General features: G+C 28.0%; 17 protein-coding genes. 11 read left to right on the top strand and 6 right to left on the bottom strand.

Annotated features, from left to right (window positions below):
- Positions 1 to 6: 6 nt before the first annotated feature.
- On the top strand, positions 7 to 573 hold the full coding sequence (locus tag CAQ16704_RS04385; RefSeq protein ID WP_039667049.1) for a 4-methyl-5(beta-hydroxyethyl)-thiazole monophosphate synthesis protein: 567 nt from the start codon (positions 7 to 9) through the stop codon (positions 571 to 573).
- A gap of 23 nt (positions 574 to 596) precedes the next feature.
- On the opposite strand, the gene CAQ16704_RS08530 is transcribed toward CAQ16704_RS04385, so the two are convergent.
- Positions 597 to 836 (bottom strand): SelT/SelW/SelH family (seleno)protein, encoded by a 240-nt coding sequence (locus CAQ16704_RS08530; protein ID WP_257396702.1) that lies wholly within the window; start codon positions 834 to 836, stop codon positions 597 to 599.
- 102 nt (positions 837 to 938) lie between these two features.
- On the opposite strand from CAQ16704_RS08530, the gene dnaE reads away from it, so the two are divergent.
- Positions 939 to 4,529: a DNA polymerase III subunit alpha gene (dnaE, locus tag CAQ16704_RS04380; protein ID WP_039667048.1), complete on the top strand. Its 3,591-nt coding sequence runs from the start codon at positions 939 to 941 to the stop codon at positions 4,527 to 4,529.
- A 120-nt stretch (positions 4,530 to 4,649) separates the two neighbouring features.
- The gene (locus CAQ16704_RS08310) at positions 4,650 to 5,324 is read left to right on the top strand and encodes a hypothetical protein (RefSeq protein ID WP_039667047.1); all 675 of its coding nucleotides are present in this window, start codon (positions 4,650 to 4,652) and stop codon (positions 5,322 to 5,324) included.
- Positions 5,325 to 5,345: 21 nt separating this feature from the next.
- On the opposite strand, the gene CAQ16704_RS07980 is transcribed toward CAQ16704_RS08310, so the two are convergent.
- A complete protein-coding gene (locus tag CAQ16704_RS07980) occupies positions 5,346 to 6,254 on the bottom strand; it encodes a HepT-like ribonuclease domain-containing protein (RefSeq protein WP_052244998.1) in 909 nt (302 codons plus the stop codon).
- Positions 6,255 to 6,785: 531 nt separating this feature from the next.
- Here CAQ16704_RS07980 and CAQ16704_RS04365 point away from each other — a divergent pair.
- The 3 genes from CAQ16704_RS04365 to CAQ16704_RS08305 all read left to right on the top strand — a co-directional run bounded on the left by CAQ16704_RS04365 (position 6,786) and on the right by CAQ16704_RS08305 (position 7,844).
- Complete coding sequence (locus CAQ16704_RS04365) at positions 6,786 to 6,971, top strand: hypothetical protein (RefSeq protein WP_039667046.1); 186 nt, start codon at positions 6,786 to 6,788, stop codon at positions 6,969 to 6,971.
- On the top strand, positions 6,925 to 7,347 hold the full coding sequence (locus CAQ16704_RS04360; RefSeq protein ID WP_039667045.1) for a hypothetical protein: 423 nt from the start codon (positions 6,925 to 6,927) through the stop codon (positions 7,345 to 7,347). Before CAQ16704_RS04365 ends, CAQ16704_RS04360 begins: the two co-directional genes overlap by 47 nt.
- A 161-nt stretch (positions 7,348 to 7,508) precedes the next feature.
- On the top strand, positions 7,509 to 7,844 hold the full coding sequence (locus CAQ16704_RS08305) for a hypothetical protein (protein WP_039628369.1): 336 nt from the start codon (positions 7,509 to 7,511) through the stop codon (positions 7,842 to 7,844).
- A 1,203-nt stretch (positions 7,845 to 9,047) separates the two neighbouring features.
- Here the strand turns inward: CAQ16704_RS08305 and CAQ16704_RS04350 are convergent.
- The 4 genes from CAQ16704_RS04350 to hemW all read right to left on the bottom strand — a co-directional run bounded on the left by CAQ16704_RS04350 (position 9,048) and on the right by hemW (position 11,103).
- Positions 9,048 to 9,389: a HicB family protein gene (locus CAQ16704_RS04350; protein WP_039667044.1), complete on the bottom strand. Its 342-nt coding sequence runs from the start codon at positions 9,387 to 9,389 to the stop codon at positions 9,048 to 9,050.
- The gene (locus CAQ16704_RS04345; protein ID WP_039667043.1) at positions 9,386 to 9,619 is read right to left on the bottom strand and encodes a type II toxin-antitoxin system HicA family toxin; all 234 of its coding nucleotides are present in this window, start codon (positions 9,617 to 9,619) and stop codon (positions 9,386 to 9,388) included. The genes CAQ16704_RS04350 and CAQ16704_RS04345 overlap by 4 nt, the downstream gene beginning before the upstream one ends.
- Before the next feature lie 75 nt (positions 9,620 to 9,694).
- Entirely contained in the window at positions 9,695 to 9,853 is a 159-nt protein-coding gene (locus tag CAQ16704_RS08260; RefSeq protein WP_158336268.1) for a hypothetical protein, read from the bottom strand.
- Between the two features lie 200 nt (positions 9,854 to 10,053).
- A complete protein-coding gene (gene hemW, locus CAQ16704_RS04340) occupies positions 10,054 to 11,103 on the bottom strand; it encodes a radical SAM family heme chaperone HemW (protein WP_039667042.1) in 1,050 nt (349 codons plus the stop codon).
- Between the two features lie 80 nt (positions 11,104 to 11,183).
- On the opposite strand from hemW, the gene CAQ16704_RS04335 reads away from it, so the two are divergent.
- Genes CAQ16704_RS04335 through folP form a run of 5 tightly spaced genes read left to right on the top strand, consistent with a single transcriptional unit; the run spans position 11,184 to position 15,174 of the window.
- Entirely contained in the window at positions 11,184 to 11,654 is a 471-nt protein-coding gene (locus CAQ16704_RS04335) for an RNA pyrophosphohydrolase (RefSeq protein WP_039667041.1), read from the top strand.
- Positions 11,654 to 12,856, top strand: a complete 1,203-nt coding sequence (locus CAQ16704_RS04330; RefSeq protein ID WP_039667040.1) for an aspartate kinase — start codon at positions 11,654 to 11,656, stop codon at positions 12,854 to 12,856. Before CAQ16704_RS04335 ends, CAQ16704_RS04330 begins: the two co-directional genes overlap by 1 nt.
- Complete coding sequence (locus tag CAQ16704_RS04325) at positions 12,856 to 13,392, top strand: HobA family DNA replication regulator (protein WP_039667039.1); 537 nt, start codon at positions 12,856 to 12,858, stop codon at positions 13,390 to 13,392. Before CAQ16704_RS04330 ends, CAQ16704_RS04325 begins: the two co-directional genes overlap by 1 nt.
- Positions 13,389 to 14,045: a DNA polymerase III subunit delta' gene (locus tag CAQ16704_RS04320; RefSeq protein WP_039667038.1), complete on the top strand. Its 657-nt coding sequence runs from the start codon at positions 13,389 to 13,391 to the stop codon at positions 14,043 to 14,045. Before CAQ16704_RS04325 ends, CAQ16704_RS04320 begins: the two co-directional genes overlap by 4 nt.
- Positions 14,032 to 15,174 carry a dihydropteroate synthase gene (folP, locus tag CAQ16704_RS04315; RefSeq protein ID WP_039667037.1) on the top strand — a complete coding sequence of 381 codons (1,143 nt, stop codon included), beginning with the start codon at positions 14,032 to 14,034 and terminating at the stop codon, positions 15,172 to 15,174. The genes CAQ16704_RS04320 and folP overlap by 14 nt, the downstream gene beginning before the upstream one ends.
- Position 15,175: the final 1 nt, after the last annotated feature.

Below are 15,175 nucleotides of genomic sequence, written 5' to 3'. Positions count from 1 at the left end.
GAAAAAATGAAAAAAGTTTTAGTGCCTTTGGCAAAAGGGTTTGAAGAGGCTGAATTTATAGGTATAGCTGATGTTTTAAAAAGAGCAGGAGAGATTAGTGGAAATTTAGAAGTAATTGTTGCTTCACTAGATGATGAGCTTTTGGTGCAAGGTGCTAATGGAATTTGCATTAAAGCTGATGTGAGTTTAGCTAGCGTTGATCAAGAAAATTTAGATGCAATTGCCCTTGCAGGTGGTTTTGAAGGTATGATGAATTTAAAAAACAATCAGGCTATCATAAAAATCATACAAGATTTATACGCAAAGAAAAAAATTGTAGCTGCTATTTGTGCTTCGCCTATGGTATTAGCAAAAGCAGGGGTGATTAGTGGAGAGTTTTCTTGCTATCCTGGTTGTGAAGTGGGTATTGAAGGTGTAAGAGTTAATAAAGCAGTTGTGGTAAATGAAAATATCATCACAGCGGCTGGACCTGCTACAGCTATTTTGTTTGGCTTAGAGCTTGTTAAGCATTTGTGCTCAGAAGAAGTTTATATAAAACTTTATGATGGAATGCTTGTTCCTTTGACAAAATAAACCCTCGCTAGTGAGGGTTTAGCTTACATTTGCTTCATAAGCTTGGTAATTTCTCCCTCATGAGGAAATCTATCTACTTCGCAGTTAAATAAGTCTTTTTTAGAGTAAATGATCTTACCATCTACTTCTACTATAAAATGACCACCACCTTTTTCTATGGTAGAAATTTGTGCATCTTTGAATTCATTTTGTATTTCTTCTGCAACCCTTGCAGCTTGTGGTTTATAATTTCAAAGATTACAATAATAAATTTTTACTTCCATTTTTTACTCCTTTTTTGAAAGTAAGCTATTATACATTTTTTATGCTTGTAAGTTTTAAATTTAAGGTTTTTTTTTATAATAATAAAAAACATAAGGGAAAATATGAGCCAATTTACACATTTACATTTACATACTGAATATTCTTTACTTGATGGAGCAAACAAGCTTAAAGAGCTTGCTAAAACTTTAAAAGCACAAGGTGCAACCAGTGTTGCTATGACTGATCATGGAAATATGTTTGGTGCAATTGATTTTTATAAAACAATGAAGGCTGAAGGGATTAAGCCTATTATAGGGCTTGAAGCGTATTTACATAATCACGATGATTTAAGTGATAAAAGCTCAAGACAGCGTTTTCATCTTTGCTTATTTGCTAAAAATGAAATTGGCTATAAAAATTTAATGTATTTAAGTTCTCAAAGTTATATTCATGGCTTATATTATTACCCAAGAATCAACAAAAAGATTTTAGAAACACATAGTGAAGGTTTGATTTGTTCTTCTGCTTGTTTGCAAGGTGAGATTAATTGGCATTTAAATACCAAAAACGAGAGAAATTTAAAATTTGGTGCAAAAGGTTATGAAGGTGCAAAAGAGGCTGCACTTTGGTATAAAAAGGTTTTTGGAGATGATTTTTATCTTGAGATTATGCGACATGGCATCGATGATCAAAAATTTATTGACGATTCTATCATTAAGCTCGCCAAAGAACTTGATATAAAAATCATTGCAACTAATGATACACACTATACTTTTAAAGAAAGAGCAGCTGCACATGAAGTATTTATGTGTATAGCTATGGGAGTTAAGCTTGATGATCCAGGGCGTTTAAGACATGAAGTGCATGAATTTTATGTAAAAACGCCAGAGCAAATGGGTGAGCTTTTTGCAGATATTCCTGAAGCTATTGAAAATACTCAAGAAATAGCTAACAAATGTAATCTAGAATTAAAATTAGGTGATCCTACTCCACCAAATTTTAAATTTACAAAAGAATACGCTAATAAATATAATTTAAATTTGGTCGAAGATAAGGAATTTAGTTTTGACAATGATGATATAGTCTTTGAATATCTTTGTAAAAAAGGCTTAGAAGAAAGACTTCAATTTATCGATAAAAGCAAACATCAAGAGTATAAAGATAGACTTGATTTAGAAATTGATATCATAAAAAATATGAAATTTTCAGGTTATATGCTTATTGTTCATGATTTTATCGCAGCAGCTAAAGAAAAAGACATACCAGTTGGTCCAGGTCGTGGGAGTGCAGCAGGAAGTTTGGTTTCATATTGTTTAAAAATTACGGATTTAGATCCTATACCTTATAATCTTCTTTTTGAGAGATTTTTAAATCCAGAGCGTGTGTCAATGCCAGATATTGACGTGGATTTTTGCCAAGATAGAAGAGGGGAAGTGATCGATTATGTTATTGATAAATATGGAGCTGAAAAAGTTGCACAAGTGATTACCTTTGGTAAGCTTTTAGCAAAAGGAGTGATTCGAGATGTAGCTAGGGTTTGTGATATGAGCATACCTGATGCTGATGCTTTGGCGAAATTAGTCCCTGAAGAGCTAAAAATCACTCTAGAAAAAGCTTATGAGCAAGAGCCAAAAATAGCTGAATTTATAAATTCTCATCCAAAAGGGCGTCAAGTTTGGGATTTTGCTAAGGCACTAGAGGGTTTAAATAGAAATGCAGGTATGCATGCAGCAGGAGTTGTGATATCTAATGAAGCTTTGTGGAATAAAGCTCCACTTTTTCGACAAAGTAAAAATGATGAGCGTCATTTAGTAACGCAGTATTCTAAAGAATATCTTGAAGATGTGGATTTAATCAAATTTGACTTTTTGGGTTTAAAAACTCTTACGGTGATTGATAATGCGATTAAGCTAGTTAAAAAGCGTTATGGTAAAGATGTAATTTGGGAAAAGATTGATATGAATGATCCTAAGGTTTATAAAACCATACAAAGTGGTAATACCTTGGGTATTTTTCAAATAGAATCAGGCGGTATGCAAAGTTTGAATGCTAGGTTAAAACCTGAAAGATTTGAGGATTTAATTGCAGTTTTAGCTTTATATAGACCAGGTCCACTTGATAGCGGAATGGTGGATGATTTTATCGATATTAAGCACGGTAGAAAGGCTGCTACTTATGCATTTGAGGATTTAAAACCTATACTTGAAAACACTTATGGGGTTATAGTTTATCAAGAACAAGTTATGCAAATAGTGCAAAAAATCGGTGGTTTTTCTTTGGGTGGTGCTGATAATGTGCGTCGTGCTATGGGTAAGAAAAAAAGAGAAATTTTGGATAATCTTAAAGCAGAATATCTAGAAGGCGCTAAAAAACAAGGCTATGATGAGAAAAAGGCTGATGATTTATTTGAGCTTATTTTAAAATTTGCTGAATATGGTTTTAACAAATCTCACTCAGCTGCTTACGCACTTATAACCTTTCAAACAGCGTATTTGAAGACTTATTATCCAAGTGAGTTTATGGCTGCACTTTTAACAAGCGAAGAAAGTAATGTAGATAAAGTCGCAAAATACATTGAAGAAATGAAAAGAATGAATATCAAGCTTTTACCACCAAGTATTAATAAAGCTCAAAGAGAATTTAGTGCAACTAAACTTGAAGATGGTTCTGAAGCTATTATTTATGGGCTTGGAGCAATTAAGAGCGTAGGGATCCCTGCTATAGAAAATATCATGGCAATTCGTAAAGAAGAGGGCTTTAGTGATTTTGATGATTTTATAAGCTCGATTGATCCTACTAAAATTAATAAAAAAACTATTGAAAACCTAGCAAAATCAGGTGCTTTTGATGAATTTGGTTATACTAGAAAATGCTTAGTAGATAATCTTGAGCTTATTTCAGAAACAAGTAGAAAAATAGCCGAAGTTAAAAGAAACTCCACTGCTTCTCTTTTTGGAGAAGAAGAAATAGCAGCAGATATCAAAGTAGGGCTTCATGATAGTAAAATAGAATTTGAAATAATGGAAAAACTAGGCTATGAAAAAGAAATTTTAGGAATTTATGTATCAGGCCATCCTTTAGATAAATTTGCAAGTCAAATAGAAGGTATAGAGTATTTTAAAAGTATGGATTTTGAAACACTCAAAGGCGAGGGTGAAATTTTAGTTGTAGGAAAGATTGAAGATTTTAAATCGATGATGAGTAAAAGCGGTAAAAGATATGCTAAGGCTGTAGTTTTAGACTTTTATTCTTCTTTTGATATGATAGTCTTTGAAGCCCAAGTAGAAAAGGTAGAAGCACTTTTTAAAGAAAGCAAAGATGAAGCTTTTGCCTTTTTATTAAGATATAAAAACAATGATAATGACTTAAGCTTTAGTTTAAATGAAATTTATACCATAGAAGAAGCAAAAGAAAATGAGCTAAAATCTTTTAGTAAAAGAAAAAGCTTTGCAAAAAAAGAAAATAAAGAAGAATTCACGCAAGAACCTATGAAATTTGAAGAAAATATCATAGAGCTTGATATTAACAAGCTTAGCAAAGATATGGTGTATGAAATTTATGATCTAGCTAATACAAGGCATAATCCAAAAGATTTTAATAATAAAAAACTCGTATTAAAAGTAGTGGATATGGGGAGTTGCTTACTTTATCATACGAATTTTGTGCTTTCACAAGAAGCCATGGATACAATAGCTCAAAAATGTAAAGGTTAAAATATAGACACCAAAAGTCCTATAATTATATCAATACAATATAAAAAGGATAAAAAATGGCTTTAGCAGTTGAGACTATTCAAGATTATACCATCCAAAAAAGGTAAAAAATCTTTTTGGATGTATTTTAATACTCCAAACAATGATTTTCATGTCAATAAAACAAAACATAGTGATTTGTTTGATAAAGACAAGACAGATTATAAAGCAAGAAACGAAAGTCTTACAAATCAAATCACTAAGTCAAGTTCTAATATGTCTGCATTTAGCAATTTGGTTAAATCATCAAACACTACAAATTCAGCAGAAGTTCTTAGTTCTATGGATAGCTATACTAATGCTAAATCTATTAATGCTTCTGTTGGTTATGATGGTGGAGTTTCAATGATTAATAATTATATTGATCAAAACTACAGAGGTATCCATAATAAAGAAAATGTTGCTAGTGCAATGAAAGAATTAGAAACTTTGGCTGCTAATGGTAATATAAATGAATTAGCAAAATATTCTGGAGTAAATTCAGATGTTACAAATAGTGGTTTAAATGCACAAACTGCTCAAAATCACTATAATCCTCTTTCAGCAAAACAAGATTTTAATTCTACAACAGATCAAATTAATGCTAGTGAGAATGGTAGAGTTGCTATGAGAAATGCACCTAAAGATATTGTTGGTGGTGGTTTAGGTGTTGCAGGGGAAGTAAATAGAGTAAATCAAAATACGCAAAATAAAATTCAAAAACAAATAAATGATAGAAATTCGGATTTAAAAGAAAATAATACTCCTAAAATTTAAGGAGTATTATTTTTCTACTTGTTAATCATTGTGATGAATATTATAAGGTAGAAAACTATAAGAAATATCAGTAAAATCATCATTATTATAGTCTTCTTCTCTTTTTGCAGGCGATAAAGAAATAATCTTTTTTGTATTTAAAAATAACAAACTAAATATAGAGATTGATCCAAAAACTACAAAAAAACAAATTAATGAAAATATGAACTGAGAATTTGACAGCTTGGTGCTACTAATATAAACAATATAAGATATAATAGGGACTATATTAACTAAAACAACAAAACAAACAATTATTTTATTTTTAAAGTTAGAAATATCATCTATGTTTGTTGAATTAATACGCTCTCTAAAAAAATAAATTAGAAATAATAATGCTACACTTCCAGCTATAAATATTATAAGCCCATTGTCTATTTTTATATTTTTTGGAATATCTACCATACTCAACAACAAAGACAAAGCTAAAACAATAGCAACTAATAATGCTGTAATTATCTTTGCATTTAAACTTAAACCTTTTTTCCTTACCACATTTTCCATAATCTCAACCTCTTGTTTTTGATTTTCTAATTTTCCTATATATATATTTATATTTCTTTTAACTCTAAATAAATCATACTTAATTACATTAGCAACAGCACTTAATCTAATTTCCTCATTATCGTGAGCTGCGAAATTTCTAGTATCATTTATTCTTTTTAAATCTTTTTTGTCAAATAAAGATAAGATTTCATCATCAGCACTTTCTTTTATTTTTTTAAAGCTTTCACTGATTTTAATTAGAGAAACAAAAATAAATCTTTGTGTATTTTCATCGTGTAATGTTTTTAATACATTCTCATCTTTGATTTGTTGATAGATTAAATTAATCTCATCTGCAACTTTTTGTAATCTTTTTATGTTCTCTAATCTTATTTCATTTGACATTTAAATTCCTTTACATTTAATATTAAAATTATACTAAAATTCACAAAAAAAGTCAAGTTTTTTAGTGCTTTTAAATGCCTATTTTATAGTATTTTGCAAGGGTTTTTACATTTTACATTTTTGTCCTTTATAAAGTCCATTTTAAGTGATTTTTAAGCGTATTTTTTACACATAAAAGTCCTTTATATATCCCCTGAATGTCCTTTATAAAGTCCATTTTTTCTTTTTTTATTATTTTTTACTTAAAATTTACTAAAAAAGTGCTTTATATCGCCCCTAAAGGTGTTTTATATATCCCCTAAATGTCCTTTATAAAGTCTTTTTTATAAGCATTAAATATTGATATATTAGCATTTATTCTGTTTTATAATATAATTTGTTAATTTTAACTTTAAAATTAATATTGGTAAGATAAGTTTTGATTTTTGCTTGATAATTGTTAAAACATTTATAAAAAATTGTGTATAATAAATAACATAATTTACTTGTTGTGAGTTAGTGCTATTTTATAGCAAGAAAGGGGTAAGGCAAATGTCAAACATAAATGCTTTTTTATTTGGCTTTACAAACATGTTTAATGCGGATATTCTCAATGCTATATCATTAAAAGATAGAAAGACAATGGTGGATAATTTTTACAAAAAGTCAGAAGAATTAAGAAAAGATAGCAATGAACAATATAAAACCGAAATCAAAAAAATCACAAGCCAAAAATAATATTACTCTTAGTCAGCAAAATAATACTTTCATTAATGTTAATTCTTCTTTTGATTGTTTGCCTAGACTATCAAAAGAAATGCAAGAAAAATGTATTGCTTTAATGGAAAAACAAACAGATCATATTATAGATATTGAAAGAAAACTAATTAATGAAGATAGTAAAAATCAAGAAGTTATGAGAAATCTAGCTCCAGAGCAAATTAAATATGTAAAAAAAGGACAGATATTTGCTTTTGTAATAATTTTAATAGGATTTATATTTGGTTTTACCCTCGCGTATCTTAAATATCCTTGGTTAAGTTTTGCAGGAATTGTTACTTCAATTGGAGTTGTAGCTTCTCAGTTTTTATGGCAAAAACAAGAAAAAAAATAACAACAAATAAAAAGTAGTTAATATTAATAGTTTTACAATTTTATAGTATGTACTCTTTATATAGTTTATTGATTCTTTTAAAAAATATTTTATAAAATAAAATTTCTCAACTATACATTAAATTATTTATATCATAATAGAAAGAAAAAAAGGAAAGTGAAATGGAAAAATTATCCCAAGAAGAAATACAAAAAGCTATGAGAGAATGTGTAGTAAGTTCTTATACTTATGATCCAGCTAATCCTAATGGTTATTCTCAAGATTTATTTGATGTAGAAAATGAAGTTTTTGCTAAAGATTATGAGTTTATAGAAAAATGTGGTTTAGATGATATGGTAAAACACAAAGAAAGTGGTTGTGTTTTTAAAGTTTTTTACAAACAAGATCACAAAGTTAGACTTCTTAGAGTTAGCAATATGCAAGCAATGAATAGTTTTGAAAGCTATAGGGGTATAATGGCAAAAATAATCGGTTTTAAACCAGAAGATCAAGAGTGATAATAAAATAACAGATATTGCAGAAAATCCTTGTTAAATCATTTAAAAATTTGGTAAAACAATTTTTAGAATAAAAAGCTGTATTCTTTTAAAAAGTTAAGATGAAAGCAAACTAAGAGTATCTTTCATTGAAAAGAAATTTTGATATAATAAATTTGTATTAAGTACGGCTGCTCTTTCGGTTTTTTAGAAAAAAAAAAAGGGGGGGGGTTATTAATGAGTAAAAGATAATTGATTTTATAATTCTTATTTTAGAATTAATAAAAGAGATAATTAAACCCGTTAATTATCTCATATAAAAAACCTTAGGATATATTATATATCCACGCTTAGTCTAAGCTTAATGCAATTATAACACAATAACCGAAAGAGAGCGTGGCTTTCGGGTTAAAGAAATTTAAAATTTCTCTAAAAAATATCAAATTATACTCTTTAAGTTTTAAGTGAAAAATCATAGAATGGGTAGAAAACAACTTAGATGAGATCGATGTAAATACTTTATTTATTGATTTAAGAAAAGATGTTGAAAAAATAATTATAAATGAACTTAATTCGTTTGATTGTCTAATTATTGAGGATTAAAACTAAATAAATTGGTTATAAAGCGTTTTACGGTATAATCATTCTAAGGCTGATTAACCAAAGGGTTCCCAACCTTTGATTAATCAAATCTTGCCTTAGAAAGAAGGTAAGTTAATTTTGATTAAAAAACTTCTAGTAGTTATTATACTACTATGTATAATAATAGTCAAGGCTTATTAGCTTTGATTTCCCCTTTTTTTAAAGGGGATACTAGAAATCCTTTGGCTTTTTTATTCTAACAAGGAAAAACAATGAAAAAACTCTTATCCATTCTATTATTCTCATCTTTATCTTTATTAGCTAGTGATAATTTTAATGAAAGTAAGAAGGAATTATAAGGGAAAAGTCTAGTAAGTAATAATTATAATTTTATTGTTTTAAAGATTTAACCAAATGGAGGCTTTATTAAAAGTCGAAAGGAGGTTAAGATGAGTGAAGTTATCGTTTTTATTATAGCTTTAATCGTTCTTATTTTAGTAACAAAACACTAAAATAAGAACTCTCATAAAAAACTAATTTTATTTTAGAAAAACCCTGCTTAGTTTATCCTTAAAACATAAGTCTTCAATTAGCAGGGTTGAGGGCTTGTTATAAAGATATCTGTTTTTATATAATATTATTTTATCTTAAAGCTCTAAAAGCTACATCAGCTAAAAATTTACTTCTATTGTTGCTTACTTGATCTATTGCTTCTACTAGACTTTTTGGTAATGTGATATTAATTCTAACTTTTGATTCTTCATTAAGTGGTTCTTTAATATAATCTCCCTTTTCGAGCATTAAAGAAATAGCACATTTGAAAGCTTCTTTTGCATCTTCTAAAGCTTGTATTTGTGTATCACCATCTCCCATGATATAAGGAAAATCTTTGTACCGAGCAAAATATCCTCCCCCATCTTCATCACTTAATTTTTTAATGATGATTTCATAAGGTAAATTCAAGTAGTATTCTAAATTTTTCATTCTTTACTCTCCTCGATTGCTTTTAATACCATTTTTACATATATTGCCTTTATAGGTCGTTTAAATGGTATAGTAATTAAATCACACCCTTGTTTTCTAAATTGATAGTGTGATCCTCCTTTATTAAAACATTCATAACCGAAATCCTCTAGTAGCTTTTTAAGAATTTCAAAGCGAATATTTTTAGGATTGTTTTTTAATTCTTTTATTAACTTATCTTTATTGCTCATTAAAAACCTTATAGTGTGTATTATACACACTAAAACTTAAAAATTAATTTACTGATTTAGCAAGATTAATTCTTGTTATAAAAACAAATCCTCTCTTGCTCTATGCAATTTATACATTTCAATATTTCTTATAGTTTTAGGCGTAAAAACAACTTGCACATACATATTAACTCTAGTATCTGTGAGTTTCATTTTTGCATAATTATTTTCTATGGCATGAGCTGTTGCTATCATCTTTTTATCAAAATAAGAAATGATGTTATATCCTAATAATAAATCTCTTAGCTCATCTTTTATATCACAAACTTTAGCAACTTGCGTAAAAAGAAAATTGCCTCCTCATAAGTTTATTTTGATTAAAAAATTATTACTAATTTATCAAAGTTGTAATATTTTTTGGCAAGTGTTTATTTTGTTAATCAGCTTTGGAAGTTTTAAGTACAAATGTATAAAGCCAATTCATCGCTTAAAAGGTAATTAGTATTGTAAAAAGTTCCATTTTTATAAACTAATTTCCCTTTTTTGCTAAGGAAAAATGCTTTTTCTTTTTCTAAAGGTTCTAATTTTTTTTCATTTATACCTATAATACTTCTAAGTCCTAAAAAAATATGCTCTAAATGCAAATCTTGTAAATTTAATTTTTCTATCTCTCTAAAGTAAGGATTTGCTACATAATCTTTCAAATTTTTTTTGGTATAAAATCTTTGATTTTTTAAAAATCCCACTGCACTTAAACCACAACCTATATAGTCTTTCCCCTGCCAATAAGCAAGATTGTGTTTGCAAATTTGACCAAAATTACTAATTTCATATTGTTTATATCCAAGATTTTCAATGGCTTTTATAAAGTATTTTGCAAGATTAGGTGCATTTTTTTTATAATGGTATTTTTTAGCAAATTTTGTTTTTTCTTCTATGGTTAAATTATAAGCACTTACGTGATTGATATCTAATAAAGCTAAATTTGAAATTTCATAATCAAGCATTTTTTTATCATCAAGTTTTGTGTCATAAATTAAATCTAAATTTATATTTTCAAATCCTGCTTTCTTTGCATTTTCTATACTAGTGAAAATACTTTTTTTATCATGAATGCGTCCTAGAAATTGAAGTTTTTTTTCATGAAAACTTTGTGAGCCAAAAGAAATGCGGTTAAAACCTAAATTTTTCATTTCTTTAAGCCATGAAAAATTACTTGAATTTGGATTGGCTTCTATGCTTATTTCGCTATTTTTTTGCAAATAGTTCTGTAAAAAAACAAATATTTTTTCATAAAAATTTGCTTCCATTAAACTAGGAGTTCCACCACCTATAAATATAGTTTTTATTGAATTTTTGTCTATTTTGAAAAAATCTATTTGGTGTTTTATATCTTGTATTAATGCATGTAAATAGTGTATTTCAAAATCTTTTTTTTTAAGCGAAGTAAAAGAACAATAAAAACATTTGCTTTCACAAAATGGAATATGTATATATAAATGCATAAAACTTCTTTAAAATGTAATTATAAATTCGTATTTTTTTGTTAGAATTATATTACCAAAAAGTCAAGGATAAGAAAATTATGGAAAAAGAAAAAAAATACAGACCAAATGTAGCTGCTATTGTATTATCATCAACTTATCCTTTCGAATGTAAATTTTTACTTGCTAAACGCAATGATATGGAAGATATATGGCAGTTTCCTCAAGGTGGTATTGATAAGAATGAAGATGCCAAAAGTGCGTTGTTTAGAGAGTTAAAAGAAGAAATAGGTACTGATAAGATTGAAATTTTAGCTGAATATCCTGAGTGGATTAGCTATGATTTTCCAGCTAAAGTAGCTCAAAAGATGTATCCTTATGATGGACAAAATCAAAAATATTTTTTGGTAAAACTAAAAAGTAAAGCAATTATAAACCTTAACACAAAAAATCCTGAATTTAATGCTTTTAAATTTGTATCTTTAGATGAAGTTTATGAATTGATAAATCATTTTAAAAAACCTATATATGTTAAGGTTTTAAAACACTTTAAAGAAAGGGGGTATATTTAATGCTGATCGTGCAAAAATATGGGGGAACTAGCGTAGGAACGCTTGAACGTATTGATGAAGTCGCTAAAAGAGTAGCAAAAAGCAAAAAAACTTGTGATAGGTTAGTTGTGGTAGTTTCTGCAATGAGTGGAGTTACAAATGAACTTATAGACTTTGCTCATCATTTTAGTAAAAATCCTTCAGGTCGCGAAATGGATATGCTTTTAAGTAGTGGTGAGCGTGTAACATCATCTTTACTTGCAATAGCACTAAACGAAATGGGTTTAAAAGCAATTGCTTTTTCAGGACGCAATGCAGGTATTTTTACAGATGATGTATATACTAAAGCAAGAATAGAATATATTGATACAACTAATATAACAAAAGCATTAGATGAAGATTATATAGTAGTAGTAGCAGGTTTTCAAGGTATTGATAAAATGGGTAATGTTACTACTTTAGGTCGTGGTGGTAGTGATTTGAGTGCTGTTGCTTTAGCAGGGGCTTTAAATGCTGATTTATGTGAAATTTATACAGATGTTGATGGAGTTTATACAACAGATCCTAGAATTGAACCAAAAGCCAAAAAGCTTGATAGAATTTCTTATGAAGAGATGCTCGAGCTTGCTAGTTTGGGAGCTAAAGTTTTACAAAATCGCTCTGTAGAACTTGCTAAAAAATTAAATGTAAAATTAGTTACTAGAAGTAGTTTTAATGAAAATGAAGGAACGATTATTACTAAGGAGGAAAATATGGAACAAGCTTTGGTTAGTGGTATAGCACTAGATAAAAACCAAGCAAGGGTTACTTTAAGAAATATTGATGATAAACCTGGAATTGCAGCCGAAATTTTTGGAAATTTAGCAAATGAAAATATAAATGTGGATATGATTATACAAAATGTAGGAGTAGATGGAGCTACTAATTTAGGCTTTACTGTGCCTGAAAATGAGCTTGATTTAGCTACTAATGCGGTAAAAAAAGTTTTAGGTGCTAATGCTAATATAGAAACAGATAGTGCTGTAGTAAAAGTTTCAGTTGTGGGTGTGGGTATGAAATCACATTCTGGAGTGGCTTCTGCAGCTTTTAAAGCATTAGCAAACGAAAATATTAATATACAAATGATTTCTACAAGTGAAATTAAAATTTCAGTAATAGTGCATGAAAAATACGGAGAATTAGCTGTAAGAGTATTGCATGAAGTTTATAAGTTAGATATATAATGAGTAATAGTTTTTTAAAATTTACTTTAGAGCAAATCCGTGAAAATGGTGCTTATACTAGTTGGCTAGAAGAAAGGCGTCTTGAATGGTCGCCTTTGATTGCTTCAAAACTATCTTTACTTTTACAAGGTTATACTTTCATAATCATTACTGATGCCCAAAGAATTTGGTTTGAAAAATATTTTTTAAGTCAAATTAATGCAAATTCAGCAAGGCCTTTAGTCCCTTTTGTTTCTCTAAAAGGGATTTGCAATAAAACTTGTAATACTCAAGAAGATATATCATTACTCAATGATCTTTTAAGTATATCATTTCCTAATGGCTATATATTTTTTTATATAGGAACAAATATTGATTCTAATTTTAAAATTGCAAATTCTAAAGAAGATAGTATGCTTTGGCTTTTTGACGAACAATTGCAAAATAGTTTTTATCTTTCTTCTAAAGATAAATATTTAGATTATAAATTAATTTCCTTATGTAAAATATTTGAGCAAAGTTTAGATGCTGTGCTTTTTTCTAAGGTAGAAATTTGAATCTAAGAAATAAAATCATTATTCATAATGATTTTGAGCTTATACAAGAAAAGCTAATAGAAGAATACGGACAAAAAAATATCAGATTTTTTATACCTAAAAATCCTGATTTGGAGTTAAGATTAAATGATTTAACCTATGATAAAAATGCTCAAGCTACTGCAAGGGCTATTATGAAGGAAAGCTATATATCTGAAGTAAATATAAAAATTATTGTTATTTTGGCTAAATCTTTTCGAGAAGAAGCACAAAATTTTTTGTTAAAACTTTTCGAAGAACCACCTAAAAATGTTTATTTTATCATAGTAGCACCTTCAAAAAATGTTTTTTTACCAACAATACTTTCAAGGTTTATTATAGAAAAATATAAAATTCAAAAAGAAAAAATGAATTTAGATTTAAATCTTAAAAAAATAAATCTTGCTGGTATTTTAGATTTTTTAAAAAAATATGAAAATATAGACAAACATGAATGTTTAGAATTGATTAATGCCTTAAGTTATGAGTGTTTTAAGCAAGATATAAAACTAAATGAAGAAGAAATTGAATTTTTTTACAAAGCTTATGAACTTGTAAAATTAAATGCAAAACCTATGGTTTTATTAAATACTTTAGCATTAATTTTATATGAGAAGATAAATGAAAATTCTTAAGATAAATCCAAATACAGATTATGAAAAAATATCCCAATATATAATGCCACACATTGTAGGAAAAAAAATTATGAGTGAAAAAACTCAAATACATTTTTTTCTTATCAAAGAATTAAGAGCACCAGCAGCAAATATTTTAAAGCAAGATGCGCTAAGAGTTGGAGCTGAACTTGTGACACATAAAAAAGTTATACTAGGTAAAGAACAAACTAATGCCTTGCTTATGGTAACACAAGAACAAGCCAAAAAACTTATAGAGAAAGAAAAGCTACAAGATTTTAAACTCAAAAATTTAGCTTTTTTTTTAAAATCTAATTTTGATAAACCAAAATACGCAAAAATTATGGGTGTAATAAATATCAACGAAGATAGTTTTAATGCTCAAAGTAGAGTAAGGGAAAATGAAGTTTTAGAAAAAATAAAGCTTTTAATTTCTCAAGGAGCTGATTATATAGATATTGGTGCGGTTTCTTCAAGACCTGGTAGTGTGTATTGTGGAAAAGAAGAAGAATTTAAACGCTTAAATAAAACATTAGATTTAATTTATAGTGAAAAACTCTATGAAAAATGCATATTTAGTTTAGATAGCTTTGATGAATATTGTTTAGAATATGCTTTAAATAAAGGTTTTAAGCTTATTAACGACATTACTGGTTTAAAAAATGAAAATTTAGCCAAACTAGCTTTAAAGTATAATGCTACTTATACATTAATGCATATACAAAATACTCCGCAAAATATGCAAGATAATCCACATTATGAAGATGTATTGATTGAAGTTGATGATTTTTTTATGCAAAAACTAAAAAGGCTAAACGAGCTTGGTTTAGAAGATGTGATTTTAGATGTAGGCATTGGTTTTGGAAAAACTCCATGGCATAATATGATGCTGATTAAACACTTAGAACATTTTTTACGTTTTGAAAAAAAACTTTTAATCGGAGCTAGTAGAAAAAGTGTGATAAATGCATATTTTAAATCAAATGTAGAACAAAGACTAGCAGGAACGCTTTATCTGCATTTAGAAGCTTTTAAAAATGGAGCAAGCATTATAAGGGTGCATGATGTATACGAACATAAGCAAATGTTTGAACTTGTAAAAGCTATGAATGAACTTTCTTTGGAGTAGT

The sequence above is a fragment of the Campylobacter sp. RM16704 genome, assembly GCF_000816245.1.
In the GTDB taxonomy this organism is placed as follows: domain Bacteria; phylum Campylobacterota; class Campylobacteria; order Campylobacterales; family Campylobacteraceae; genus Campylobacter_D.
The sequence above is the reverse complement of the archived record's forward strand: the minus strand, read 5'-3'. Positions and strand labels throughout refer to the sequence as shown.

Excerpts from the sequence above, each read along its gene's own strand:
- CAQ16704_RS08310 (WP_039667047.1), top strand. The coding sequence starts at position 4,650 with ATGTATTTTAATACTCCAAACAATGATTTTCATGTCAATAAAACAAAA.
- folP (WP_039667037.1), top strand. The coding sequence starts at position 14,032 with ATGAAAATTCTTAAGATAAATCCAAATACAGATTATGAAAAAATATCC.
- dnaE (WP_039667048.1), top strand. The coding sequence starts at position 939 with ATGAGCCAATTTACACATTTACATTTACATACTGAATATTCTTTACTT.
- CAQ16704_RS04335 (WP_039667041.1), top strand. The coding sequence starts at position 11,184 with ATGGAAAAAGAAAAAAAATACAGACCAAATGTAGCTGCTATTGTATTA.
- CAQ16704_RS08305 (WP_039628369.1), top strand. The coding sequence starts at position 7,509 with ATGGAAAAATTATCCCAAGAAGAAATACAAAAAGCTATGAGAGAATGT.
- CAQ16704_RS04325 (WP_039667039.1), top strand. The coding sequence starts at position 12,856 with ATGAGTAATAGTTTTTTAAAATTTACTTTAGAGCAAATCCGTGAAAAT.
- CAQ16704_RS04345 (WP_039667043.1), bottom strand. The coding sequence starts at position 9,619 with ATGAGCAATAAAGATAAGTTAATAAAAGAATTAAAAAACAATCCTAAA.
- CAQ16704_RS04385 (WP_039667049.1), top strand. The coding sequence starts at position 7 with ATGAAAAAAGTTTTAGTGCCTTTGGCAAAAGGGTTTGAAGAGGCTGAA.
- CAQ16704_RS04360 (WP_039667045.1), top strand. The coding sequence starts at position 6,925 with ATGAACAATATAAAACCGAAATCAAAAAAATCACAAGCCAAAAATAAT.
- CAQ16704_RS04365 (WP_039667046.1), top strand. The coding sequence starts at position 6,786 with ATGTCAAACATAAATGCTTTTTTATTTGGCTTTACAAACATGTTTAAT.
- CAQ16704_RS04350 (WP_039667044.1), bottom strand. The coding sequence starts at position 9,389 with ATGAAAAATTTAGAATACTACTTGAATTTACCTTATGAAATCATCATT.
- CAQ16704_RS04330 (WP_039667040.1), top strand. The coding sequence starts at position 11,654 with ATGCTGATCGTGCAAAAATATGGGGGAACTAGCGTAGGAACGCTTGAA.
- hemW (WP_039667042.1), bottom strand. The coding sequence starts at position 11,103 with ATGCATTTATATATACATATTCCATTTTGTGAAAGCAAATGTTTTTAT.
- CAQ16704_RS07980 (WP_052244998.1), bottom strand. The coding sequence starts at position 6,254 with ATGTCAAATGAAATAAGATTAGAGAACATAAAAAGATTACAAAAAGTT.
- CAQ16704_RS08260 (WP_158336268.1), bottom strand. The coding sequence starts at position 9,853 with ATGATAGCAACAGCTCATGCCATAGAAAATAATTATGCAAAAATGAAA.